Genomic DNA, 22591 nt, shown 5'->3' on the forward strand with positions numbered 1-22591 from the left:
TTTTGTTTTTCGTCAGTACGTATTATAGCCTTGCTTGGAATGTAAGCGGACTCATGTGGCGTCCCCGAGATATAAGAGAGCGTTCAGCCTTGGCCCGGTTCATCATCAGGGTGCACGTCCCCAGGGAAGCGCCCGTGAGAGTAATAGTCCTCATTCTCCAATGCAAACACTTCGGCGGATTTCGGTGTTTTTTTCGGGTGCGCCTCCTTTATCACTGCGCGGAAGACGGCCTCCATTCCAGCCTTCTTTTGATCGAGGTTGAAAAGTAGGTTATTCAAAATACTTCTAGACAAATAGAGTTTTGTTCCGGTGAAATTGCCACCATATTCGACGGCAACAACAAAAACCCTCTTCATACTCTGGGGGTACTTTTTGTGTAGGTTGTCATTTTTGATAAGAGTGCACGCCGTCTCTTGGCCCTTTTTTTTACGGTCAAGCTTCGAGATTAAAGTTAGCAGGTTACGCCGGGTGAGGTAAACTTTAGCTGGCACATTTTCACCTTTCCCAACATTGGGATTTTTATTTATCTGTTACCAGTGCCTGGTGCCGTCAATAGCGAAAAAGAGCCATCTTTGAGACCAATTATGTTTCGGTTATCGTGTCATAGCCCCAGCCCCTTCCGTTAGCGGCCAAGTTGATCCATTCGGGACCTTCCAGATCTCCTCATTCCGAAGCTCGTAGTGGTTGTCGCGTTCAGGGCGCCGTTAGGGCTTTGACGGCCTTCTTACCGCCGCAGCCGGTTGCGTCTCCCCGGGCTGCATCGAACCCAAAATCCCCCAAACTCGTCGTATTCTCCGCGACAAACTGTACCCGGAACAAAGGGCTGTATTCGAAGCTGGTTTGTGTCTTTAGATTCCTGACCCGGAGCTGCTCGCCAAACTGAAAATCACCCAGGCGGCGATGCTCTCGGGGCCGCATGCTAGAACCTCCACGCCAGCCTGGGGCTCCACGCCGGCGTGAGTGAGAAGCCAATCGTTGACGGCTACCGCTGCAACGAAGCGATCCCGGTGCGCCTGGTACTGCTCGCGATGCGCCTAGATCAGCCAATGAATTGGCCACAGGTCCTCTCGTAACACGAAATCAGCCTGCTCGGCGATCGTGATTCACATTTTCGCTACGTCCCGATTCTTCAACTTGGCCCGCCCGCTTTGGTTGGAATTTTGCCCAACGTAAAGACTCAGCTGCATGGGGGCCATTTTCATGCACAGCCTTGAGCCAAATCCGTAATTCAGGAGGTTGCAACTGCCATATGCCGCTTTCCCGACCGACAAGGTCAAGTTTAATTAGTCGACGAAGTCCGCTTTCTATGCCACCTCGACTTAGATGAAACTCGGTCATGAACTGATTTGTATACAAATGGGCTGTGGGCGCTCGGCTGATCGCGTACAGGAGACGTTTTTGAGAGGAGGAAAGTGTTATCGTTAAAGCTTTATACAGGTCCTTCATATCTAGTTCAGTTTGCATAGTTGGCTCCAGCCAGGGCTGCTGCTACTTCTTGCCCCTACCGAGACATCGAGGGGCCTTCAAAGCATATCAGGTTATGTGAACCGGTGCAATACATAAACTCTAATGATTTCATTGACTTAATAGCCATCGATGGGTATTTTGTCAATATATTGGAGGGCTCTTCTGTGTCGGGGTTGGATAGCCCGCCCTCAGCGTTGTTGTTTTGGGCTCACATGGGCTCTGTGACAGAGTCTTCGCCACACGCCATCCACCTCCGTCTCACTTACCAAACCGATCTCATCATCCCAGCCCCCGAATCTACCCGCTTCTCCGACGCCGCCGTCGTTTTCAACTTGCAGCAAATTACCGCTCTCAGATAAGTGTAAAGGTCGCCGGCTAGTTGAGTTTTCTCTTCCCTTTAAGGCCGTGAAAGGTTAAATTACGCAATTTGCAGGAAGAAGGAGGGGGAATGACAAAGGCGGAAATTGCCGAGAGAATCGCAAGGATTGGGTACACGACGAAGGATTCGGTCGAGCTGATGGAGCAGGTTCTCGACATTGTTAAAGAAACCCTCATCACTGGGGAGGAAGTCAAGATCGCAGGCTTCGGCAAATTCAGCGTAAATGAGAAAGCCCCGCGCAGAGGCCGCAACCCGCAGACTGGTGAGGAAATTACCCTGGCGGAACGCAAAGTAGTGAGCTTCAAACCGAGTCAAATTTTAAAGGAAGAGGTGAATCGGTAGACGTGGTCCGTGTATACTCTTACTCAAAGCAAAATCTTCTCTAAAGAAATAACCTTCGGACTTAGCCCCCAAAGAAAAGGAGAGAAAATGGACTATAGAATTATTGTGATGTCGGCAGGCGGCAATATTATCGGTAAAGGGCGTCTCGCAGATGAGGATACTTTCGACCTCTATACGAGGATGCTGGGGTACAGAAACCATCAGGCTCTCTTTGACAATAGCTTTTATTTCATTCCTGATATTGAAAAGGGAAAGGACGGTTTCTTCAGACTACGTGATGTTGCGAATGTCTCTGTTGTGGAGGATGCCATTACTGTGGAAGTTTTTAAATTTTATATAAGCCCCTCCGATCGTGCCGGGGTACTTGACGTTTATGAGTGTGTCTCTGAGCCTCCAAAAGTGGTCGAAACTATAGCCCTCCATTAGCGAGGATCGACATCACCACTTGCCAATTTCAGGCAGAGCAGACCCAGTCGAGACAGGATGACCCCAGGGAAAAAAATGAAGCAAATGGTGCGATTCATCGCTTGAACGGTCGAAGGAAAACCTGGGAAGTCAGAGGGAAACGGATTCCCCGGCTACAAGGATACTCTGTTTCTCTTACACCGACCGATCGACTACGACGCCAGCGGGTGGACCATCTCGTAGGCGACGACGGGCCTGGAGATGTTTGGCGGCTAAAGAATAGGAAGCCAGAGCGGCACGGTTCCCTTCCTGATGGAGCCTGGAGCAAAGCCAACCTGGAGACCCTCCCCGGCAACTGGAACCACAGACGCAGCACCACAGGAAAGTGGAGAAGAGGCGGCAATTAGGGGAGAAGAGCGACCTGGGAGAAGTCAAGGCCAGGGCGAAACGTGAATACATAGAAGGAAGGCCGCTTCCAAGGTCGCAAGCTAGTCGCCCCTTGAGGAGCAGAAGCGAAGAGGAGCGCAACAGGCACCGATGCCTACCAGCTCTCACCGGTCCGGACGTCGATTCCAAATCAAATGGCAAGTTTCCACCGTGTGTGAGGCCAGATTAAGTCTGTGAAAACAAGTAGTTAAGTAAGCACATTATCATTTAGAACTCTTTGACATATTATGCCATCTTTTTTGTACTTTCTGACACATTATGCTTTTCTGTTCCCTTCGGGACGCTGTATAACCCCTTAAAATTCGGTCCAAGAATTGACAGCATATGCTTCCTCTTATTGACAGCATATGCTTCAAGTTTCATTTAGCCTCTTGCTCTCCAGAAGAGACCTCCTTTACCACACAAAGGAGAGCAAGATGGCGACCTACCTCCACTCCCGCAATGGACACTTCTACCTTCGGTTGAGAGTCCCTAGCGACCTCCCCAGCGTCTTCCCTTCACGCGAAATCCTCAAATCCCTCCACACCAAAGACAAGAAAACCGCCAAACTGACCGCTGCTGTTCTGCGTCCTCGACTCCTGGAGGTCTTTGCGCTTACTCGCTGTGGCTTCATCACCGAGGAGCAAGCAAGGGACCGGATACAGGTTGTCCTTGGAAAGCAACCTGCCCCTCTCCCATCATCGACCCGGCAGACTGAAGAACCTCAACATGTCCACCAGCCTAATGAGGACTCCTCCCCTACCCTTCAAGCCGTTATCCAAGAATACACGGAAGACCGCTCATCAGCCTGGACTGCGAAGACACGCCTGGAGTATGAGAGCTATTATCGCCTGATTCTGGATGTCGTGGGAAACCGGAAGGTATCCTTAATTGACCGCTCGACGGTAAGGGATCTCAGAGACACCCTGAAGCGCCTACCTGCCAACCTCTACAAGAAGCACCCCAAGAAGACCATCAAGCAGGTGCTGTCCCTTCCAGACATCAGACCAATGAGCACTACAACGGTCAACAAAATGCTCACCCTCTTCGGTGGTCTGATGATCCACTGCGTCAAGGAGGGATACCGGAAGAACAACCCTGCAGAGGGGCTGAAGGTCAAGCAGCACAGGAAAGCCCAGGACGAGAGGAAGGCGTACTCCCACGAAGACCTTAAAAGAATCGTCCAGGCTCTCCCCTCCCCTTCAAGTAAACCTGAACGGTACTGGGTGCCGATGATCGGGATGTACTCAGGAATGAGGCTGGGGGAGATTTGTGGGCTCCATGTCTCCGATGTGAAGCAGGTTGATGGAGTCTGGTGCTTCGATGTGAATGAGGAGGGTGATAAGAGGCTGAAGACGGAATCGAGCAACAGGATCATTCCCATACACCAACGGCTGATTGACTTGGGATTGCTTAAGTTCGTGGAGTCCATGAAGGAGAGGAAGTCAGTTAGGCTGTGGCCTGCTTTGTTCAGAAGGGACACTGATGGTTACTGCCCTGCTCTCGGAAACTGGTATGGGAGGTTCAACAGGAAGCACATCACGGATGATCCGCTCAAAACATTCCATTCTTTGCGTCACACTTTCGCCGACACTCTCAAGCAATTGGGCTGCCAGGAGTCGTTGATCTCAGAACTTATGGGACATGCCAATGACAGCATCACAACAGGGAGGTACGGCAAGAGGTATCAGCCCAAGGTTTTGCTTGAGGCAGTGTCAATGATATGTTATTAACCTATCTGTTTCATATCGCCAACTTAGGAAACTACAATGCCCACTGTCTACATTCCTGAAAATGAGGACTCAATAGTCCTTCATTTTGGTGGCGAATTCACGCGAATTAATGCATACACACTTGCGACAGCCCTAGTCAACATAGCTGACGCAGCCAAGGCTGCAAACAAGACGCTGAATCCCGGTTATGAGATTGAGATTGTTGTAGAGGCGTTTGGGCCAGGAAGCTTCAAGGCACTTGTTAGATCGATATACAAGAGTGCTGGCAACTTGTTCTCAAACGACTTGGTAAAAGGCTTCATCTTAGGTGTGGTGACCAACGTTTTTTGTCAATACGCCCTGCCTCCCAATAACGAGGTAACCGTCAACGTTGGGCCAGATGAAGTTTTAATACAGCAAGGGGATAAGAAAATTGTTGTGCCAAGGGCGGTACATGACGCCACCAAGCAGGTTGAGCGAAACTCGCAGTTTCGCAAAGGGATTGGTCAAGCGATTAAAGCAATCGAAACGGACCCGGCAATTGCCAGTTTCGGCATTTCCAGAAGCATGGCTGAACCACCGCCTTTTGATATACCCCGTGTACAATTCGCAGCTATTTCTGAGGACCTGAGCCAACCTGATGCCGATTCACGCGATCTGGAAGAAGTCACTGATGTGAGGATCGTTCGTGCTATTCTCTATAAATCGAAGAGAAGATGGGAGTTCGTTTGGAATGACATAAAAATTGCAGCGCCAGTTACCGACGATGAATTTTATAATAAGTTTTTCTCCCGACAGATAACAATAGCACCAGGAGATTCCCTACATGTACGTCTCAAAATTCATCAGAAATGGAATCAAGAGGCTGGGGTATTTGTAAATAAGTCGTATGAAGTTGTAGAAGTTATGATTCACAATCCACGCCCTTCCCAAGAGACTCTCGACCTTAATCCCACAGTGAGCCTACCACCGACGGGGGACCCCCTCGGGCAATTACAATTAAGCCAGCCTCCAAGGTTTCGACTGCAAATCGAGGAGGACACCGGCAGCTATAAAGGCTGAAAAAGGAGATAACTATCAAACTGGAACGTAAGGACGTCGAATTTCCATTATGGAGAAAGAAGGTAGATAAGTCCCTGTTCGATTACAAGGGAACCACTATCCCGACATGGGCTTGCAATATGTGGCAATTACAGGCTGATTTTGCAGATATCTCCAGTAAAAGAGATCCACGAGCTAAGGTTAAAATCACATTCAAATCAGCAAGTTATGACGGATGGCTCACCTCTGCAAAACAAGGACGGAACACCCCTGCATACCGTCTATGGTTTCCTGAGTCTCTCTCAGTTGAACTGAAGCACACCTTTCTGATGAGCTATATGAGAGCTTTAGAAACCAGCCTCAGTCCTCTCACAACTGCAGATATCGAAAAAGCCATCCCCTTCTGGGAATTTTTGGACATCGAATATGACAATACATGCAGAACCTTTAGGTTCACTGCCTACTACACCCAGGAACCAAGCTTTCCTGAACTATTCAAACGCTTGGTGCAATCATCAGCAATCAAACGAATCGATGACGAAATAGCGGGTAAAAGCGAAGCTAGAATCCACAAACAAGACTGGATGCCTAGAAGGTCTCTTCCGCTGCAGCAAGGCGTAAAAAATGTCATATATACCCTAATAGACACGCAAAACAAACTCCTCTACGTAGGAGAAGCCGTTGACCTGGTAAAACGACTCAGCGTCAACTACTCCGCAATCCCACACTGGGACCACTTCCGTTATGATGTTTTACCTGACATCATGGCACCACACAGGGTCACTCTTGAAAGAATGGTAATACGAGACTTGGCAGCTCTGCTTCCCAACCGGATGCATGAAGACAATATTTGCATTTCCGAATATCGTTTAGCAAACACACGGATAGATAAGTAAGGGGGAAGCGGAGATAGACTCACAACACGCAATAGCCCACAACAAAATAATGATCATAGATCGTGAGACCTTGATCACGGGGAGCTTCAACTTCACCGAAGCAGCAGAAGAAAAAAACGCAGAGAACCTGTTGATCATCAAAGGAAACCAGGCACTCGTTGAAAGGTATAGTAAAAACTTCTACCTGCACCGGGAGCATGCGGAGAGTTATAAGGGAAAGTGAATAGGAGCCGCCACAAAAGGGAGGTAAGGTCGTGAATCACTGGATATTCCAAGGTAATCCTGATTATTTCGATATCGACACCTATATCAAGAATTATGACAATGTCCGGTGGCTGGTCGGTCAGAAACATTTGGCAGACAAAATGGCACCGGGGGATGAGGTTTTCTTTTGGCGTGCGGCAGGAAAAAAAAGTGGAAAGATTCCAGGAATAGTCGCGTATGGAATCCTCACCAGCGCTCCGTCCCTAATAGAAGAGGACGAGGCTTCTATCCCACTCTACAAGCCAGGTACTCCTCCTCCAGGAATAGATCTGAGAGTATCTATTCAGATAAAACACAAATGCCTGGGAGCAAAGGAGATCATAAAGAAAGACTGGCTACTGGAGGATCCTGTCGTCCCCCATATGCGTATCCTCAAATTCTTCTCCGAAACAAACTACCTTATCACCACCAATGAAGCTCAAAGACTTTTCACACTGGTAAGGAATACCGGACGAGATTGGACACGTGAAGAGAGCATCGGCGGTTTGTGGGCGTATGCTCAAACGCTAAACTCTTCCATCTCAAGATTACCAGGCAGCCCGGTATCTGAAGTGGCTCTTGCAATTGGCCGCGCTCTTCCCGGCGTGTACAACAAAGTGATGAATTTTAGGGCGCTTGACCCTACTGATGAAAGGAAAGGGTTCTCCTCTGTCAGTCAGACTGATGAGGCTGTTTGGCATGAGTTCTTTGACCCAAGTTCAAAAGCTCTTTTGGTATCAAAACTGGACTCGGAGTTCTCACGTCTATGGGGGAAAGGGCAATACGAGCCAGAAGAAAAACTGAGATACAAAGAGTTCGGGGAGGCACCTGACGATGACCCACAAGAACTACAACGATTTGCAGCACGCGTTCGGAGGGGACAGCCCCTGTTCAGAAAGAATCTTCTGGAGGCATATGGTCCGTGCTGTGTCCTTTCAGGACATGGGCCAGCAGAAGTTCTTGAAGCAGTTCATATCCTGCCACATGCGAAGTCGGGTATAAACAAATTAGACAATGGGCTTCTCATGAGGGCAGATCTCCACTATCTCTTCGACGCTGACTTGATCAAGGTTAACCCAGAGACGCTTGAGGCTGAAGTTGACGCCACTCTGCAGAACACCCCATATTACGCCTTTCACGGCAAAAAACTGAACCCGCGTCAGAACGGCTCTCAAATCTCCTCAGATTTCCTAAAGCTGAGATGGAGCCACATAAAGCAGCAGTCTTGATGGCAATACATCTGCGGGGTGCATCTCCCGCAATAGCCTAGCCTTGGAAAGGAATACCTTGTGGATACTTGTCCCTTTTGCGGAACGGAAATGTACTTTCAGAGTCGGGGTGGCACGTCAGACGTTGAATGTCGGCGTTGTGGCAACTATTCCGTGACAAACACAGCATTGGGAATGGTACGGAACAAGACCTTTTCAGGAAGGCAACTCACCAACATTTCAGGGTGGCTCAAAGAGAATCCGGGATTCACAATTAGTAGTGAAAACCTAGTATCTCTAACCTCACTGGTTACACCTTCCTTCCACCAACGTGCGGATAAATTGCTTGTAGGCTTAGAAGCATTAACCACTTACGCAGGAGAACTCTTAGAATACTCTGATGATTGGCTTTCGATATGCTGGGCTTTGAACTTCGAAGAGTTTGTTGAACTGGTCGAGTACTTGGCATCCATCGAATATATTGATAACACCAAAAGCACTCTTAACATCATCCGCCTCAAAATCAATCCTGGAGGGTGGGCTTATCTCGATAAAACAAGAACTACAAACATGAATAGCGCACAAGGTTTTGTCGCGATGTGGTTTGCTGAGGATCTCCAAGATGTCTATCTACGAGCCATTGATCGGGGTATCAGGCAGGCAGGATATCATCCTCACCGCGTGGACCTAAGCGAACATAACAAGAAGATAGATGATGAAATTATTGCTCAAATACGCCGAAGTCGCTTTGTCCTTGCTGACTTTACCGGACACAGGGGGGGAGTGTATTACGAAGCAGGGTTCGCGAAAGGATTGGGTTTGGAGGTAATCTGGTCCTGCCGCAAAGACAATCTTGATGAACTTCATTTCGACATAAGGCAATACAACTGCATCGTTTGGGAGCAGGACAAGTTGGAGGAGTTTGCCAAGAGAATACAGGACCGTATCGAAGCAGTGTTAGGAGCAGGTCCACATGCCTCAGGTGTCAAAAGCGACGCAACAGGCACGTGACACGAAAAAATGGGGGGATCGCTTATCGATCCTAGTTTTAGAGGTAAACGGCTAAGAGAACAACTCCAGCCTCTTAGCCGCTTCGTCAAGGCTTGTCGACGCTAGGTGGCAGTACTTCATCGTCACCTCAATCGAGGAGTGCCCTAACCACTCCTTTACGACGAGTAGTGAACTGCCTGTCTCCAGTAGCCGTGAAGCACAGGTGTGGCGGTAGGCATGGGCAACGCAGTCCCTTTCAAGTCCCAGAGCATCTCGCATCTTTTTCCAGTTTCGCTCATACTTGTCCTTCGTGATGGTGAATGGGACTCGCCCCCTCACCTCCAAGATCTGACTTGCCCTCTGGGTCAGTGGGACTGTCCTTGGCTTTGCCCCCTTGTTTACCCAGGAAGTTACCCTGCGACTTGGAATGTTGGCCTCCGAAATCAGTCTCCCGTCTTTACCCCTCCTACCGATCCCTAGACACTCCGACAACCTAAAGCCTGTATCGATGAGCAATACTGAAATGTCAGCCATTTCTTCCATTTCATGCGAACGGAACCAGTTGATGATTGCATTCTCCTCCTGCCGAGTAAACACCTTGATCCTCCCGTCCTGATCCTTGATCTGCGGGAATTTTGGGACTGGCAATGCATATGATTCTGCGGCATGCCTAATGACGGTTCTGAAAGCCGTCAGGTAGCGGTTCACCGTGGATACATTGCTAATTGTTCCCTTGAGGTGTGCATGCGCTATACGTACCTTTTTGGTATCAATCTCCACTATGGGTATATCGCCTACTATGTTGAGGACGGCGCGAGCATACCGATACGAAGTTGTACCCGAAACATTGCCGACCCACCGCTCTTTATAGACATCCTCGATAGCTTGCGAAAACGTGATTGAAGAGGAGGAGGTCCTGTTGGGTTTGTTGCTGCCCTTTAGCTTCTTCGGGATGTCGCCGCCCTTTAGCTTCTGCAAATACAAATCTTTCTTGAGTTGCTTGATGGCTTCCTGCGCCAAATCTGGGTCAGTAGTTTTCGTACATTTGTTTACCTCACACCCTAAGTATGCGAATTTCATGTAAAGCATACCTTTCTTGCCACGACGGTACAGGTTTCTCATATTCGTATTTGCAATATCTTGCATAGCTACAGTACCTCCTGTTGAAACAGTTGAATCAATTGTAGCAAATGTTTTTGTTAGAAGTGCATTTTTTTTAGTTTCTATATCCTGATAGTTTCTATGTCGAAACAATTTCATTCAGTAACCAATTTTATTGTACTTACGAAGTATTACTTTCTTCCTTTCTTCAGTAATCGCGTCTTCAGTACCAAAGGTGTCGAAATATAATCTGTCCAGATGAGCCATGAAGCGCATACGATCCAGGTTTATACGCTCTCCTGCAGTTGGGTAGAACTCTGGAAAAGGGGTAGGCAGATGTGAGTAATCACGAGTTGGACCAAGGGAGGGTTCAGGATTTCCACCTTCAGGATCAGGAGGCGGGGTAAGAGCAGCCCCCACCTGAGATGTAGATTTTGGTGGTACCTCGACGTCTTTCTTCTTCGGAACGGTGTAGGTCCTGACAATGTTCTGGAGTCCGTCTGCCAAGTCTTTTATCTGCCTTCCTAGCGCTGCAAGGGGATGCTCTCCGATATTACCAGGAGGGGGAAGTTGGGAGAGAGCGCTGGGGCGGGCATTTTCTGCGACTTCAATTCTTAAGGACCGGGTCCAAGACATCACGAGACCTCCTTGAGAAACTTCTCCACCAGACGGTCAAGTACATCACTCCTGCCAAGGTAAAGTCTGTAGAGGAGAGAAGACTTCTCATGTGGAGACAAGGTGTAAGTAGCCCATACAAGGAACCGCCCACTGTCAACTCCATGGTTCTTGGTTATTGTTTGAATTAACCAGAAAGGCGTTTCCTCGCCTGTGATCGTCTTTGGACCTTCATTTGGGTGAGGACCTTCAACTGGCGGAAGAACGCCTAACGATTGGCGTAGATCCTCCTCCACCAGACACCTGAGAGCTAAGGGCGCCTGATACTCCTGAGGGACTGGCGCAGGTTTGTTGATCATGGTCATGTGTCGACTCCTTTCTGTAAAGGGTTCTTGAAGCTGGGCAAAGCTCCATGTAGTAAGACGCTCTGGTAAAATCGAGAATAAGGACATCCTTGATCAGTGTTGTGTGCTTGAAGATGATGTTGTTACGGGTGATTCTTACAGGGTCTCCACAGACAGGGCAGGAGACCCATTCGGCAACGTAATAGCGTGGCATACTAGATTGACTTTGATGTGATGATCATGAGGGAGAAGACTCAAGGGTGTACATTACCCCTTAAGAATAGAAGGGAAAAGATACACCCCTTATGAGATAAGTGTCTGGAAATACAAGCCTGAGGGTTTGGAGGCAACTTCAAGCTGTACGCTTGAAAGAGCTGCCTGGAAGGAGTCTGTGTAGAGCATCTTCTTGAAGGGGGTCGGTTGCATCATCAGCATGTTTCGAATCGGAGCACAAGGAAAGGACTCCAAGCCAGCTTTCAGTTGCTCCTGTACAAGGTCAAAAGCTGTCTGTTGCTTTCTTGTCAGGGTAAAGCTTTGGGTCTTCCAGTCCTGGACGGTGGCTTCTGGGAAGATCACAGGTAGCTCTTTCCGCAAGCCTGTCTTCGGGTGAGCTATGAGCCACAATCTGGTGGGAGGACAGGTGTCGCCTTCCGACTTCCTGACCATACTCCTAGTCACTCCTTGGAGTAAGTCGCTGGAGATCTCCCCTTTCTTGACCATGTTGATCTCTGCCTGACTGGGGAACTCGCCTTCCTCCGTGGACATCAAACCTGCTGCCCTGGTCATGGCGTCGTACGTTGAATCAGGGTACTGGTAGGCACTCAGACCAATGACGTTGGGGATCTCGCAGAACTCGTTGGTCGCTGTATGCTGCCCCCATGTGCAATACTGCAGCCGCTCCATGTCGGACAGCGGCAGGTACTTGCTCAGTGACTGCTGAAGAGGAAGGACTTGATCCTGATACAGCAAGAAGAGGAACCTTTCACCAGGAAACTCCTTGATGACCTTGACCAGTTCGGGAGTTACGGTCTTGAGGTCCGTGATGATCCCCTTCCCCGCAGATCGATCCCACACGCTGATGGTCAGGTTGCGATAGGATTTGTTGCTGTAAGGGAGATGCTCTAGGTTGTCCAGTCTCTTCCGCTGCACCTTGTAGGTTCCCTTGATCCGTCCTGAGGCATCCAGGATCAGACAGGGCGGGAAGTCTGATGGAATGCTCTGAATGCAGTCGATGATCAGATGGTTCCTCCGTTCCCTCCTCAAGGTGACAGACTGCCCAGAGAGCCTGAAGAACAACTCCAAAAGATCACGGTCATCCTTCTTCCTGACCTGGGTGAAGAAGTCTGGAGGGAGATCAGGTAGTATCGGCATCCGGTACACTGGCTTTGTCCACCTTGTTAGTTCATGTATCGTGTCCTGGACGATCAGGACCAACTCCTCGGATACCATAGCCAACGGAGTATAGAGTCTGCCGAAGTCATAGGGGTTGATGACGATATCCTTCCCCAGTAGCAACGACTCATCCCACACCTTTACCGCTCTTGGCTTGCCTTTGTAGTTGAAGGTTGACTGGGAGTCTATGCTGACTCCCTGACTCCTTTTCCGCACCTGCTCCTTGGTTGTGAATAGAACCAGAGCCTTATCGATGTTCTCAGAGCCAAGCCCCATCTGGTTGAGCTTCCACTCCTGCTTACCAGCCAGAACAGCATAACTGTCCTGAGGTAGCTTACAGTCTTGAACGTAGCGCTCAATCTCCGAGAGTCTATCGACACAGATTAGGATGCCATGGGGGTGGCCTCCTGTGGGGTACATCGTAATGTAGACGTTTAACCAAGATACGATAGCTGTGGTCTTGCCCACACCAGGGTCGAGCGAAGATAGGTAATACTTCGTTCCTGCTTCTTCCATCAGCATCGCTGTGAGGGTACTCTGAATGGCTTTCAAGGCGGTCTGCTGGTCAGCTGAAGGTCTGTGACCATATTGAGCAAACATCCCCATCATGTGGTCGAATGCCTTTTCCGTAATACTCATCCTAGATCACCCCTTTCTCTGCGCGTTTGAGCAGCAAGAGTTCCTGGTTGAGGTCGGGGTTGGACTTCAGGTAGGACGCATACAGGCGCACAGCCCTACGCATCACCACGGATTGGCTGATGCTCTGCTCCCGTTCCCTCAGGATCTCCTGAGCTTCAAGAAGCCTTGCATGAGAAGCCTCATCCAAGTTCGGGTGGACGCAGACACCAGAGCCACGCTTGATGTAGGTCTTCCTCGGTTGCTTGTTGCTGGTCATTGGGTTGTCTCCTTTTTGGTAGTAGATTTGGCTGCAAGAATTGCCAAAAATAGATCTCCAGAAGGACGCACGATTATTTCGGGTCCTTTAGGAAGGGAATAAGCCGGTACAAACGTCTTGGTGGTTGAAACATCACAAGCTAGTACCACTAGTTACCGCTGACCCAAGAGATCTAGTGGATGCTTGGGAGGCTACTCTTTAGAAGGGGAATAAGGTTTGGGGGTGCAGCCGCCTTTGGTGAGTGTTTGGGAGGCTGTTCTTTAGACGGGGAATAAGCAGGTACAGGCGGTTTGGAGGCGTATTAATCTGAGGCAAAACATGGAGTTACCGCAGCATCGAGGGGCTAGTGACGAGAGGGCTATTCTTTAGGCAGGGAATAAAGTCCACCTATCATTAGGGCAAGGTCTTTTGATCGACTCCAAAATCGCTTCTACCGCCTATCACAAGAGTTGACATCTGATTTTTGATAGTCTACTATCACACCATCTTTGACTTCTGTGATAGGAGGTAGAACATGGCAGTGATCGGCTACGCAAGGACCAGCACCACAGACCAGAACATAGAGCCTCAGCTTGAGGCTCTCCATGCTGCAGGGTGTGACAAGGTCTTCAGTGAGCAGAGGAGCGGGGTAGACTCCAAGCGTCCCGAACTGGCAAGGATGGTTGACTACTGCAGGGAGGGTGACACCATCGTCTGCACCAAGCTCGACAGGATCGGGAGGAGCACCAAGGATGTCCTGGAACTGGTGACCACCCTAAAAGCCAAGAGAGTCAGCTTCAAGTGTTTGAACATCAACCTGGACACCTCCACCCCGACAGGCAAGCTCATGCTGACCATGCTGGCAGCCATCGCCACGTTTGAACGGGAGTTGATGCTGGAGAGGCAGAAGGAAGGAATTCAGGCAGCAAAGGAAGCAGGGAAGTACAAGGGGCGCAAGCCGACTGCCAGGGCAAAAGCTGATGAGGTGATGGCTCTCCTCGACCAAGGCATGACGAAGCAAGCAGTAGCTGACAGGTTGGGAATAGGTGTGGCAAGTGTGTATAGGATCGCAGCAAGCAAGTAGATCACCTACACGAGGCTTTTGAGGAATCAACATCACGTATTCCCACCCTGTGGTCTGTCCATGCTGACCTTAGGAACCCAAATGACATCAGGGACAGCACGGCTCATGCCCCCCTCCCCAGAGGGGGAAAGTCGCTAAAGTCCCTTCCGACATCCCCTCACAGATTTTTGCGACATTTTTTGGTCCCTTCTGTCCTAGAGTCCGGCGGGTTACAACGCAGATACTTCTAGCGGTAACAGACTGAAATCACAGCGATTCAAAACTCTCGTAACGCCTTGGTGGACAAGCACGGACGGTACGTTTTCTTGCGTGAATGGCAAGGACCGTGCTAGATAAGAAGTGGCTGCTATCCTACAGCAAGTGGAGGGGACATGTCGGAGGAAGGTAAAGAGGATAAAGCGATTGAGTGCCTGCTGAACGCCGTGAATGAATGCCAGGAAACGATAAGAGGGTACGACACCAAGGCAGAAATACTCGGAATATTGATGACTTTAGTCGTTGGATTCCTTAATTTCAACTTGGTCTCTGACTACAAATGCGATAAGTTCGTAATGGGTTTTATTGCTGCTGCGACTGTTTTTGCTGTGACTACTCTGGCATTTATGCTTGGAGTCCTCTTCCCTTCAAAGAATCCGATTGAGGAGATCATCCTTGGAGAGTATGCGCCACGTAACACCTATTTCCTCACCAAACCCAATAAAGCCAAATTCAACTTCCAAGACATTCACTACAGGCTGTTAGAGACGGACTGGCAGAAAGAACTATTGCTTGAACTGATGAAGCTTTCCTCTATTCGCGACAGAAAACACAAGTGGTTTAACGCGGCAGTAATAGCTGCATCGGTGACATTCGGGACAATCGCTACTCTAGCCCTAAGGATAGGTTATTTATGTACAATAAAATAGAAACAATGCTGCAGAAACATTTGGAGGAGGCGGAAGCCTACACCGTTGCGGACACTGCCCCGTCAGCATTAAGGCGTGGAGAAGGCACACTGCGTGACTACTATATCTTCAAGATTGACCTTTGTGCCTCGACTCACTTCCTAGCTCGCAGGGAGCACAGCACCTATCTACGGCTTGTTCACACATACCTGTCCACCGTTGACCAAATCACCCAGCAATTCGGTGCAGAGAGCAGTCAGGTAGAATACGCTGGTGATGGCATCATTGCATACTTCCCGTGCGATACAGTAGATGCTGTAGATGTTCTACGTGCCGCTTATTACTGTCGTTATGCCGCGATGCAGATGAAAGGGCGGCACTCAAATTTCAGGGGATACGAGTTCAACACCAAGATAGTGTTGCACAAAGCTGAGTTGATCCTCGCTAAGATTGGACCGTGGGGTGGGACTCGGGTGACTGCAATCGGACGTGGGCTGCATTTCGCTTGCAAAATGGAAAGCTGTGTGCCTGCAGGAGAGGGACGAGCTAGTTTGGATTTCGGCAAGGCAGTTGGAAGAAGGTTTTCCCGCTTTCTTGCTGGAGATTATGAAGAAGAGTTAGTTCCAGTTATCCCTTCGACTCCGCCACCGCAGCGTACGCTGATGAAGCCTTCTGGGTTTGGGTTGGGGGCAGCACTGGCCCAACCAACAACAGTACCAAACAGCTTATTAGCACAGTTCCAAGTTCCCCCTCGACCAAGAAGCATAGCAGACATGGCGTCTGTACTGTACGATAATCCCACATCTGCTGTCGCAACTCCTGCGCTACCTATGGAGCGAAGGACGAAGATGGTACGGCATAAAGTGGCATGGGGGGTCATACAAGCAGTTGAGTGCGGTCGGATGAAGTTGTAATTTTTTTCAAATTTTGATACTTGGTAGCTCAGCAACTTTTACAACACCACACAGTGGAAATGAGGCTCTGAAAGCGGGACAAGATGCTCCCTAACGGTGAAATAATATTGGTGTAAAAGCGGGTAGTTATCTTGAAGAAGCTGGCCGAGAACCAGGGGTAAAACGGGTTCATGAGCGCAGCGAATACTGAATCCCATCTCGCCCACCAGTTTCAAAACACATACTTTGTGAACAAAAGGCCCTGATTCCTCAGGGCCTTTTTGTTTTTAAACGATTGCGCTCCGGGTACTGTCTGCATGTTTTACGGCACCATCGCGCCGAACTGCTTTTCGACCTCTTTGGGCGCATGGAGCAGCCCTTTGCGCACGTCGAGCGACATGGCATCGGGGAAGATGTACTCTTCGTCCTTCGCGATGCCGTCAAGGATCAGCGTGGCAACCTGGGACGGAGTCGCTTTGGACATCTCCTGCCCGGCGGTCATCCTCGTGTCGACCGGACCGGGATAAACGCCGTAAACCTTGACGCCACGCGGCGCGAGCTCGGCGCGCACCCCCTGCAGCAGCGAGTGCCCGGCCGCCTTGGAGGCTGAGTAGGTTCCGTTGACGGGGAGGTTCACGAGACCGAGGATGGAGCAGACGTTGGCTATCGCCCCGCCGCGTGCGGCCAGTACGGGCGCGAAGGCACGGCACATGGAAAGGGTGCCGAGGTAGTTAACCTTGATCTCCTGGCGGGCGCAGTCGAGCCCGTCCGGGTCGAGCAGGCTCTTGCAATGGTTGACCCCGGCGTTGTTGATGACGAGGTCGACGTCCTGGCATTGCGCAGCCGCCGTTGCCACGCTCGTCTCATGTGTCACGTCGATCCTCAGCGCGACCACGCGCCCCGGGTCGAATTTCGCCATTTCGGCTACCGCCTGGATGTTGCGGGCCGCCGCATATACTTTGGCCGCTCCCCGATCCAATAACTCCTGTACCAGCGCCCACCCGATGCCGCCGTTGGCGCCGGTGACCAAAACTACCTTGCCTGCCAAGTCCATTTTCTTCTCCTCTTACTGTTACTGTTTTTCCGCCCACAGCAGCCGATGCTGGTGCAGTCGCACGTCCCCTGCGTGACCGGCTGATCCTACCTCTGCATGCACCACGTCTTTCATCACCGCCCCCTCTTCCAAAACAGCGAAAAGCGCGCGTGCGGCGCGGCTCAACAGGTCCCGGGCATTTTCCGGTTGAGGGGCCAGGACGGCTATCGCCATCAGCGCCTCCCTTATGATCCGCTGCGAAGACGGGGCGAGATCCTCTCTTTCCAGTTTTTCCCGCAGTGATTTGATACTTGCGGCCATGCCGAGCGCGGTCACCCCGCCCTCGACGGTTCTTAGATGCTCCGGGTCGTGCCGCGCGGCCATGTCCACCAGACGGATCACCCTGTGGTGCAGCCTTTCGCGGGTGCGGGCCATGACCTGCGGCGACCCGTTCTGTGCCATGCGCACGAGGTCGCGGGAAACAGCCGCGAGAATGGACCGCATGCGCAGACCGGGGTTGATCGGGACCAGCAAGGTATAGGAGACCCATGCGGTTCCGACTCCCGCCACCATGGCTACGGCGCCGATGGCCAGGTCGATGTCGGCGACGTGGACCGCCACGCCGGGCTGAACCACGAAGATGAAGAAGAGGGTCGCGTCGGTCGCGGCCAGCACCGTTTTCCGGTACTGCATGGCGATGAACCCGAGCAGCACGAACGGCGCTATGACGGCGATGGTGAGGTACGGGTCGACCACACCCGGGAGCAGGAATATCCTGCAGAAAACGGCGGCCGCGGAGCCTATCGCCGCACCGACGAAGATGTTGCCGACGAAGTGGGCGGGATGGTCCTTGTTAGAAAAGATGGTGGTCATGATGGAAAGGGCCATCAGCATGAGCGGCCCCTTGCTCCAGCCGGTGGCGCTCCAGGTAAATCCGACGGCCGCGATGACGAGGCCCGAACGGAAGGCCGCCCTACCCGCTTCAACCCAGTCCCGGTGGCGAATGAGCCGATGGTGCGGCTCGTTTTCACCGCGGTCTGCAGCAGCCTCGACTCCGGAAAGTACGTCTTGCAGCGCAGCCACCAGCCCGTGCAGCGTCTCACCCAGAAGCGGCAGGTGTGAGCGCGCTTCCAAGGAGAGAGCGGTGAGCTCGGTGAAAATAGCAGCTCCTTTGGAAGACTCGAACGTCGCTGCGGCTTCGCCCAGACGCCGCGCCAGGAGCTCGCGCCACTGCGCGTGCCTGCCGTCCTCGTCCTTATGGCGCTCTAGGTGCTCAGCGGAAAGGCGCCCGACCGAGAGCAGGGAAAGCAGCGCAGCGATCAGGCTCTTCACCTGCCGCTTTCTTTTCGTGAAGCCGGGAGCTGCCGCCCCCGCCGCATCCAAAAGGACCTCCAGGTCGGCCAACTCAAGAAGCAGTGCATGCTCAAGTCTCGCGACCTCCTCCGTGCGTCCCTGACGGATCAATGCGGCAAGCCAGCACATGGCGTTCGAGACCGCCTCCCGAAGGCGACGCTCCAACTCCTCGCGCTGTGAAGACGGCGTGAAGAGAGCGGTCACTCCCGTAGAGACGATGATGCCGACGACGATGCAGGCGATCCGGCCGAAGGCGATCTCCTGCATACGAGAAGGGTTCATGAAACCGCTCATGACGATGACGGTGCAGGTGCAGCCTGCCATGAGAAAGGCGTAGGAGCGAAGGCCGTGGAAGAGGTTGCCGATGCCGACGCATGCGGCGATCCAGAAGACGAGGGCCAAGGTGAGCAGAAAGGGGGATCCGGTGTGCCGGAGGAGAAAAAGGGCGGCGAGCGAGCCGAAGACGGTGCCGACCAGGCGATAGAAGCTCTTCTCGAAGAGAAGGCCGCGGGTCGGCTGGATGACGATCAGTGCGGTCATGGCGGCCCAGTAGGGATTCTCGATCCCGAGGAACTGGGCTACGCCAAGCGCCGTCAGCGCGGACACCGTCCCGCGCAGTGCGACGATGAGTTTCAAGCGGTGGTGCGAATTCATCCTTTCAGTCTCGCGCGGGTTTCCTGCAGCCTCGTCTCCAGTCGCTCCACGAAGCTGCTCATCTGCTCGATTTCCGCGTCACCGAAGGAACTGAGGAGGTCGTGCTCGAGGGCCGCGACCTTCCCGGTGATCTCGGTGACCATCGCCCTACCCTGCGGTGAAAGCGCGAGCAGTTTCGCCCGCCGATCGCTGGCGTCTTCGCTGCGCTCGATGAGCCCTTTCGCAATCAACTGATCCAGGATGCGTGTGAGAGAGGGGCCTTCAATGCCGAGAGAGGCCGCAAGATCCTTCTGTCTGATGCCGTCACCCAGATGGTGCAGATGCAGCAATGGGCGCCATGCCGCGTCGGTGACCCCCAAAGACTGGAACGCCGAGTCGAGCACCTGCCGCCAACGCCTCGTCAGAAAGCCCAGACGGTAAAGGAGGTTGTGTTTGTCTACCTTCGTTGTTTCGGTTGTCATGCAATACAGATAGCATCCTATTTATTTTATTGCTATCTATTTTTTCCGGCTTCGGCAGCTCACAGCTCGGGGCTTTTGCGAGCCGCGGCGGCAACGCCCTGCTTGCGCGGCTTCCGATACGAGGCAGGCGGGAAGACTGTCAGGCGCCCCAAGGCTTCCCTCATCAGGTCGGAGAGGGTCATTTGTCGCCCGTCGATCAGGCGCAGCAGAAAGTTGCGTTCGTCATCGGTGATGCGAACCGATATGATATTGCGCTTAGAAGGCAGGTCTTGATAATGCTCCATACTTCACCCCAAAAGCCGCAGTGCCCTCATCCTGCTCAGGCTCAGATGAACTGCAGCAGATGTCCCATTTTCTCCCGCTTGGCCCGCAGATAATTGATGTTGTTGTTTCCTGGAGCGACCTCGAGGGGGACGCGCTCGACGATGTCGATGCCGTATCCCTGCAGGCCGACCAGTTTCTTCGGGTTGTTGGTCATGAGCCGGATCTTTTTGAGCCCCAGGTTGGCAAGGATCTGGGCGCCGATGCCGTAGTCGCGCATGTCGGCCTTGAAGCCGAGCGCCAAGTTAGCTTCGACGGTATCTTTCCCCTGGTCCTGCAGCGCGTATGCCTTCAGCTTGTTGGTGAGCCCTATGCCGCGCCCTTCCTGGCGCATGTAGAGCACCACTCCCCTTCCCTCCGCCTCGACCTGCTCCATCGCCTGGTGCAGCTGATCGGCGCAGTCGCACCGCACGCTGCCGAACACGTCCCCGGTCATGCACTCGGAATGGACCCGCACGAGAACCGGCTCGTCTCCGGCGAGATCCCCCTTCACGAGGGCTATGTGCTCGAGGTGATCGACGTCGTTCTCGAAGGCGATCGCCCGGAAGGAACCTGTCTTGGTCGGCATGGCGACCTCGACGGAACGCCGCACCAGGGACTCGTGTTTCAACCGGTAGGCGACCAGGTCGGCGATGGTGCAGATCTTGATGCCGTGCTGCAGCGCGAAGCGCTTCAGGTCGGGCATCCTCGCCATGGTGCCGTCCTCTTTCATGATCTCGCAGATGACTCCGGCTGGCTCGAGCCCGGCAAGCCGCGCCAGATCGACGGAACCTTCGGTCTGTCCGGACCGGACGAGGACACCGCCGTCGCGTGCGCGCAGCGGGAAGATGTGTCCCGGCCGCGCGAGGTCCGAGGCATGCGCGTCGGGCGCCACGGCGGTCAGGATGGTGTGGGCGCGGTCCGCCGCGGAGATCCCGGTGCTGACGCCGAGCCTCGCCTCGATGGAGACGGTGAACGCCGTACCGAAGGAGGAGGTGTTGTCCCGCACCATGGGGGGAAGCGCCAGGCGGTCGCAGCGCTCGGCGGTCATGGTGAGGCAGATGAGGCCGCGCCCGAAGCGGGCCATGAAGTTGATCGCCTCCGGCGTTACGCACTGGGCGGCCATGGTGAGATCGCCTTCGTTCTCACGGTCCTCGTCGTCCACCAGGATGACCATCCTGCCGGACCTGATCTCCTCGATCGCTTCCTCTATGCTTGCCACGGACATGACTCCTCCTTGATAAAGTCGCACCACGCGCAGGAAAACCAGGAGAACCTGCGCGTGGTGCTGCTGGTCCCAGGCCAATCGTCCCGAGCCATATCCTGCGCCGGAGCGAAATGCTCCGGCGATGCTGTCTGAATCTCCCTATCCATCCGGAATGTGGAGTACAAGCTGTTACACCCTTTCCTTCGGCTCTCCCTCTCCCCTGGGAGAGGGTCGGGGTGAGGGCGCTGCAATAAGCAATATCTACCTTCGTGGCAACGCCCTCACCCGGCCTCCGGCCACCCTCTCCCGGAGGGAGAGGGGTACAACCCGCTAAGGCACTTCCCTCAATAGACCTTGCGCCTTACGCCGCGCGCAGCTTCTCGGCGAGAACCGGCGCGAGCTGCAGGACGTCGGCTACCACCATGACGTCGGCGGCCTCGCTGATCGGGGCTTCCTTGTCCTTGTTGATTGCGACGATGAAGTCGGATTTCTTCATCCCCGCCAGGTGCTGGATGGCGCCGGAGATGCCGCAGGCGACGTACAGCTTGGGCGATACGGTCTGCCCGGTGGTACCGACCTGGTGGCTGTGCCCGACCCAACCGGCGTCGACCACGGGACGGCTCGCGCCGAGCTCGCCGCCGAACGCCTTGGCGAGATCGGCGATCACGGCTACGTTCTCCTTCTTGCCGACGCCGCGACCGGCGCTCACGATGATCTCGGCACGACCCAGATCGACCTCTTTCTTCTCGGCGGGCTCGTACCCCACGAACTGCAGCGGCGAGCTTCCCTGGGTGATCTCGATCGCCTCCACCTGCGGCGAGCCGGAGAGCTGCCCCGCGTAGTTGAAGGCGCCCGCCTGGACGGTGAGGACGGCGCGCGCTCCCTTCGGGGTCACGGTGCGGCGCAGCTTGCCGTTGCAGAGGCTCACCTCGAACTTGCCGTCCACGATGTTCACGACCTCGGAGACCTGCCCGACCCTGAGTGTTGCGGCGACCCTGGGCGCCAGGTCCCAGCCGTAGGAGGAGTGCGGGAAGATGATGTAGTCCGGATTCTCCTTGAGCACCGCGGCAACCACGATGTGCTTGTGCAGCTCCGGGTTGTACTCCCCGTATTTGTCGGCATCGGCCAGGTAGAGCTTCCCGGTGACCTTCGGGGCCTGCGCCTCCTTGCCGACGAGAACCAGGCTCACCTCCGCACCAAGACGTTCGGCGAACGCCACCAGTTCGTAGCTTGTATCGAGTAACTTCCCTTCCCGCTGTTCACAGACAAGCAGTGCTTTCATGGCTC

24 protein-coding genes are annotated in these 22591 nt (G+C 53.0%); 11 read left to right on the forward strand and 13 right to left on the reverse strand.

Annotated elements, in window-relative coordinates; all coding sequences use genetic code 11:
* Positions 1-83: 83 nt before the first annotated feature.
* Together D6Z24_RS07520 and D6Z24_RS07525 are read right to left on the reverse strand one after the other, a co-directional pair.
* Complete coding sequence (locus D6Z24_RS07520) at positions 84-491, reverse strand: hypothetical protein (protein ID WP_129125942.1); 408 nt, start codon at positions 489-491, stop codon at positions 84-86.
* A gap of 589 nt (positions 492-1080) precedes the next feature.
* The gene (locus tag D6Z24_RS07525; RefSeq protein ID WP_129125943.1) at positions 1081-1464 is read right to left on the reverse strand and encodes a hypothetical protein; all 384 of its coding nucleotides are present in this window, start codon (positions 1462-1464) and stop codon (positions 1081-1083) included.
* A 451-nt stretch (positions 1465-1915) separates the two neighbouring features.
* Between D6Z24_RS07525 and D6Z24_RS07530 the strand changes: the two genes are divergently transcribed.
* The 8 genes from D6Z24_RS07530 to D6Z24_RS07565 all read left to right on the forward strand — a co-directional run bounded on the left by D6Z24_RS07530 (position 1916) and on the right by D6Z24_RS07565 (position 9130).
* Positions 1916-2188: an integration host factor subunit alpha gene (locus tag D6Z24_RS07530; RefSeq protein ID WP_129125944.1), complete on the forward strand. Its 273-nt coding sequence runs from the start codon at positions 1916-1918 to the stop codon at positions 2186-2188.
* Positions 2189-2275: 87 nt separating this feature from the next.
* Positions 2276-2614 carry a hypothetical protein gene (locus tag D6Z24_RS07535; RefSeq protein ID WP_129125945.1) on the forward strand — a complete coding sequence of 113 codons (339 nt, stop codon included), beginning with the start codon at positions 2276-2278 and terminating at the stop codon, positions 2612-2614.
* 842 nt (positions 2615-3456) lie between these two features.
* Entirely contained in the window at positions 3457-4752 is a 1296-nt protein-coding gene (locus D6Z24_RS07540; RefSeq protein ID WP_129125946.1) for a site-specific integrase, read from the forward strand.
* Between the two features lie 36 nt (positions 4753-4788).
* Entirely contained in the window at positions 4789-5793 is a 1005-nt protein-coding gene (locus D6Z24_RS07545) for a hypothetical protein (RefSeq protein ID WP_129125947.1), read from the forward strand.
* A gap of 119 nt (positions 5794-5912) precedes the next feature.
* Positions 5913-6668 carry a GIY-YIG nuclease family protein gene (locus D6Z24_RS07550; RefSeq protein ID WP_246014599.1) on the forward strand — a complete coding sequence of 252 codons (756 nt, stop codon included), beginning with the start codon at positions 5913-5915 and terminating at the stop codon, positions 6666-6668.
* Positions 6669-6699: 31 nt separating this feature from the next.
* Positions 6700-6891 (forward strand): phospholipase D-like domain-containing protein, encoded by a 192-nt coding sequence (locus D6Z24_RS07555; protein WP_407925413.1) that lies wholly within the window; start codon positions 6700-6702, stop codon positions 6889-6891.
* Positions 6892-6922: 31 nt separating this feature from the next.
* On the forward strand, positions 6923-8140 hold the full coding sequence (locus D6Z24_RS07560; RefSeq protein ID WP_129125950.1) for an HNH endonuclease: 1218 nt from the start codon (positions 6923-6925) through the stop codon (positions 8138-8140).
* 174 nt (positions 8141-8314) lie between these two features.
* Complete coding sequence (locus D6Z24_RS07565) at positions 8315-9130, forward strand: hypothetical protein (protein WP_129125951.1); 816 nt, start codon at positions 8315-8317, stop codon at positions 9128-9130.
* Between the two features lie 51 nt (positions 9131-9181).
* On the opposite strand, the gene D6Z24_RS07570 is transcribed toward D6Z24_RS07565, so the two are convergent.
* The 5 genes from D6Z24_RS07570 to D6Z24_RS07590 all read right to left on the reverse strand — a co-directional run bounded on the left by D6Z24_RS07570 (position 9182) and on the right by D6Z24_RS07590 (position 13456).
* Positions 9182-10255: a tyrosine-type recombinase/integrase gene (locus D6Z24_RS07570; RefSeq protein ID WP_162605092.1), complete on the reverse strand. Its 1074-nt coding sequence runs from the start codon at positions 10253-10255 to the stop codon at positions 9182-9184.
* 114 nt (positions 10256-10369) lie between these two features.
* Positions 10370-10846, reverse strand: a complete 477-nt coding sequence (locus tag D6Z24_RS07575; protein WP_129125953.1) for a hypothetical protein — start codon at positions 10844-10846, stop codon at positions 10370-10372.
* Positions 10846-11190, reverse strand: coding sequence for a hypothetical protein (locus D6Z24_RS07580; RefSeq protein ID WP_129125954.1), 345 nt, complete (start codon positions 11188-11190; stop codon positions 10846-10848). Before D6Z24_RS07580 ends, D6Z24_RS07575 begins: the two co-directional genes overlap by 1 nt.
* Positions 11191-11472: 282 nt before the next feature.
* Positions 11473-13200: a hypothetical protein gene (locus D6Z24_RS07585; protein ID WP_129125955.1), complete on the reverse strand. Its 1728-nt coding sequence runs from the start codon at positions 13198-13200 to the stop codon at positions 11473-11475.
* Between the two features lies 1 nt (position 13201).
* Positions 13202-13456 (reverse strand): ribbon-helix-helix domain-containing protein, encoded by a 255-nt coding sequence (locus tag D6Z24_RS07590; RefSeq protein ID WP_129125956.1) that lies wholly within the window; start codon positions 13454-13456, stop codon positions 13202-13204.
* A 514-nt stretch (positions 13457-13970) separates the two neighbouring features.
* On the opposite strand from D6Z24_RS07590, the gene D6Z24_RS07595 reads away from it, so the two are divergent.
* The 3 genes from D6Z24_RS07595 (at position 13971) to D6Z24_RS07605 (ending at position 16317) form a co-directional block, all read left to right on the forward strand.
* On the forward strand, positions 13971-14519 hold the full coding sequence (locus tag D6Z24_RS07595) for a recombinase family protein (RefSeq protein ID WP_129125957.1): 549 nt from the start codon (positions 13971-13973) through the stop codon (positions 14517-14519).
* A 371-nt stretch (positions 14520-14890) separates the two neighbouring features.
* Positions 14891-15424 carry a hypothetical protein gene (locus D6Z24_RS07600; RefSeq protein ID WP_129125958.1) on the forward strand — a complete coding sequence of 178 codons (534 nt, stop codon included), beginning with the start codon at positions 14891-14893 and terminating at the stop codon, positions 15422-15424.
* A complete protein-coding gene (locus tag D6Z24_RS07605; protein WP_129125959.1) occupies positions 15409-16317 on the forward strand; it encodes an adenylate/guanylate cyclase domain-containing protein in 909 nt (302 codons plus the stop codon). Before D6Z24_RS07600 ends, D6Z24_RS07605 begins: the two co-directional genes overlap by 16 nt.
* Positions 16318-16618: 301 nt before the next feature.
* On the opposite strand, the gene D6Z24_RS07610 is transcribed toward D6Z24_RS07605, so the two are convergent.
* The 6 genes from D6Z24_RS07610 to D6Z24_RS07635 form a co-directional block, all read right to left on the reverse strand.
* Positions 16619-17350 (reverse strand): SDR family oxidoreductase, encoded by a 732-nt coding sequence (locus D6Z24_RS07610; protein WP_129125960.1) that lies wholly within the window; start codon positions 17348-17350, stop codon positions 16619-16621.
* A gap of 18 nt (positions 17351-17368) precedes the next feature.
* Positions 17369-19336: an FUSC family protein gene (locus D6Z24_RS07615; protein WP_129125961.1), complete on the reverse strand. Its 1968-nt coding sequence runs from the start codon at positions 19334-19336 to the stop codon at positions 17369-17371.
* Positions 19333-19797, reverse strand: a complete 465-nt coding sequence (locus tag D6Z24_RS07620; RefSeq protein ID WP_129125962.1) for a MarR family winged helix-turn-helix transcriptional regulator — start codon at positions 19795-19797, stop codon at positions 19333-19335. Before D6Z24_RS07620 ends, D6Z24_RS07615 begins: the two co-directional genes overlap by 4 nt.
* A gap of 59 nt (positions 19798-19856) precedes the next feature.
* Entirely contained in the window at positions 19857-20081 is a 225-nt protein-coding gene (locus D6Z24_RS07625; RefSeq protein WP_129125963.1) for a hypothetical protein, read from the reverse strand.
* Positions 20082-20122: 41 nt separating this feature from the next.
* Complete coding sequence (locus tag D6Z24_RS07630) at positions 20123-21325, reverse strand: bifunctional 3,4-dihydroxy-2-butanone-4-phosphate synthase/GTP cyclohydrolase II (protein WP_129125964.1); 1203 nt, start codon at positions 21323-21325, stop codon at positions 20123-20125.
* A 340-nt stretch (positions 21326-21665) separates the two neighbouring features.
* Complete coding sequence (locus D6Z24_RS07635) at positions 21666-22586, reverse strand: electron transfer flavoprotein subunit alpha/FixB family protein (RefSeq protein ID WP_129125965.1); 921 nt, start codon at positions 22584-22586, stop codon at positions 21666-21668.
* Positions 22587-22591: the final 5 nt, after the last annotated feature.

The organism is Geomonas oryzae, assembly GCF_004117875.1.
GTDB classification, from domain to species: Bacteria; Desulfobacterota; Desulfuromonadia; order Geobacterales; family Geobacteraceae; genus Geomonas; species Geomonas oryzae.

Coding starts and splice junctions, on each gene's coding strand:
- D6Z24_RS07595 (WP_129125957.1), top strand. CDS start 13,971: ATGGCAGTGATCGGCTACGCAAGGACCAGCACCACAGACCAGAACATA.
- D6Z24_RS07590 (WP_129125956.1), bottom strand. CDS start 13,456: ATGACCAGCAACAAGCAACCGAGGAAGACCTACATCAAGCGTGGCTCT.
- D6Z24_RS07580 (WP_129125954.1), bottom strand. CDS start 11,190: ATGACCATGATCAACAAACCTGCGCCAGTCCCTCAGGAGTATCAGGCG.
- D6Z24_RS07635 (WP_129125965.1), bottom strand. CDS start 22,586: ATGAAAGCACTGCTTGTCTGTGAACAGCGGGAAGGGAAGTTACTCGAT.
- D6Z24_RS07570 (WP_162605092.1), bottom strand. CDS start 10,255: ATGCAAGATATTGCAAATACGAATATGAGAAACCTGTACCGTCGTGGC.
- D6Z24_RS07545 (WP_129125947.1), top strand. CDS start 4,789: ATGCCCACTGTCTACATTCCTGAAAATGAGGACTCAATAGTCCTTCAT.
- D6Z24_RS07585 (WP_129125955.1), bottom strand. CDS start 13,200: ATGAGTATTACGGAAAAGGCATTCGACCACATGATGGGGATGTTTGCT.
- D6Z24_RS07550 (WP_246014599.1), top strand. CDS start 5,913: ATGTGGCAATTACAGGCTGATTTTGCAGATATCTCCAGTAAAAGAGAT.
- D6Z24_RS07615 (WP_129125961.1), bottom strand. CDS start 19,336: ATGAATTCGCACCACCGCTTGAAACTCATCGTCGCACTGCGCGGGACG.
- D6Z24_RS07630 (WP_129125964.1), bottom strand. CDS start 21,325: ATGTCCGTGGCAAGCATAGAGGAAGCGATCGAGGAGATCAGGTCCGGC.
- D6Z24_RS07530 (WP_129125944.1), top strand. CDS start 1,916: ATGACAAAGGCGGAAATTGCCGAGAGAATCGCAAGGATTGGGTACACG.
- D6Z24_RS07525 (WP_129125943.1), bottom strand. CDS start 1,464: ATGCAAACTGAACTAGATATGAAGGACCTGTATAAAGCTTTAACGATA.
- D6Z24_RS07620 (WP_129125962.1), bottom strand. CDS start 19,797: ATGACAACCGAAACAACGAAGGTAGACAAACACAACCTCCTTTACCGT.
- D6Z24_RS07605 (WP_129125959.1), top strand. CDS start 15,409: ATGTACAATAAAATAGAAACAATGCTGCAGAAACATTTGGAGGAGGCG.
- D6Z24_RS07600 (WP_129125958.1), top strand. CDS start 14,891: ATGTCGGAGGAAGGTAAAGAGGATAAAGCGATTGAGTGCCTGCTGAAC.
- D6Z24_RS07565 (WP_129125951.1), top strand. CDS start 8,315: ATGGTACGGAACAAGACCTTTTCAGGAAGGCAACTCACCAACATTTCA.
- D6Z24_RS07610 (WP_129125960.1), bottom strand. CDS start 17,350: ATGGACTTGGCAGGCAAGGTAGTTTTGGTCACCGGCGCCAACGGCGGC.
- D6Z24_RS07535 (WP_129125945.1), top strand. CDS start 2,276: ATGGACTATAGAATTATTGTGATGTCGGCAGGCGGCAATATTATCGGT.
- D6Z24_RS07575 (WP_129125953.1), bottom strand. CDS start 10,846: ATGTCTTGGACCCGGTCCTTAAGAATTGAAGTCGCAGAAAATGCCCGC.
- D6Z24_RS07625 (WP_129125963.1), bottom strand. CDS start 20,081: ATGGAGCATTATCAAGACCTGCCTTCTAAGCGCAATATCATATCGGTT.
- D6Z24_RS07540 (WP_129125946.1), top strand. CDS start 3,457: ATGGCGACCTACCTCCACTCCCGCAATGGACACTTCTACCTTCGGTTG.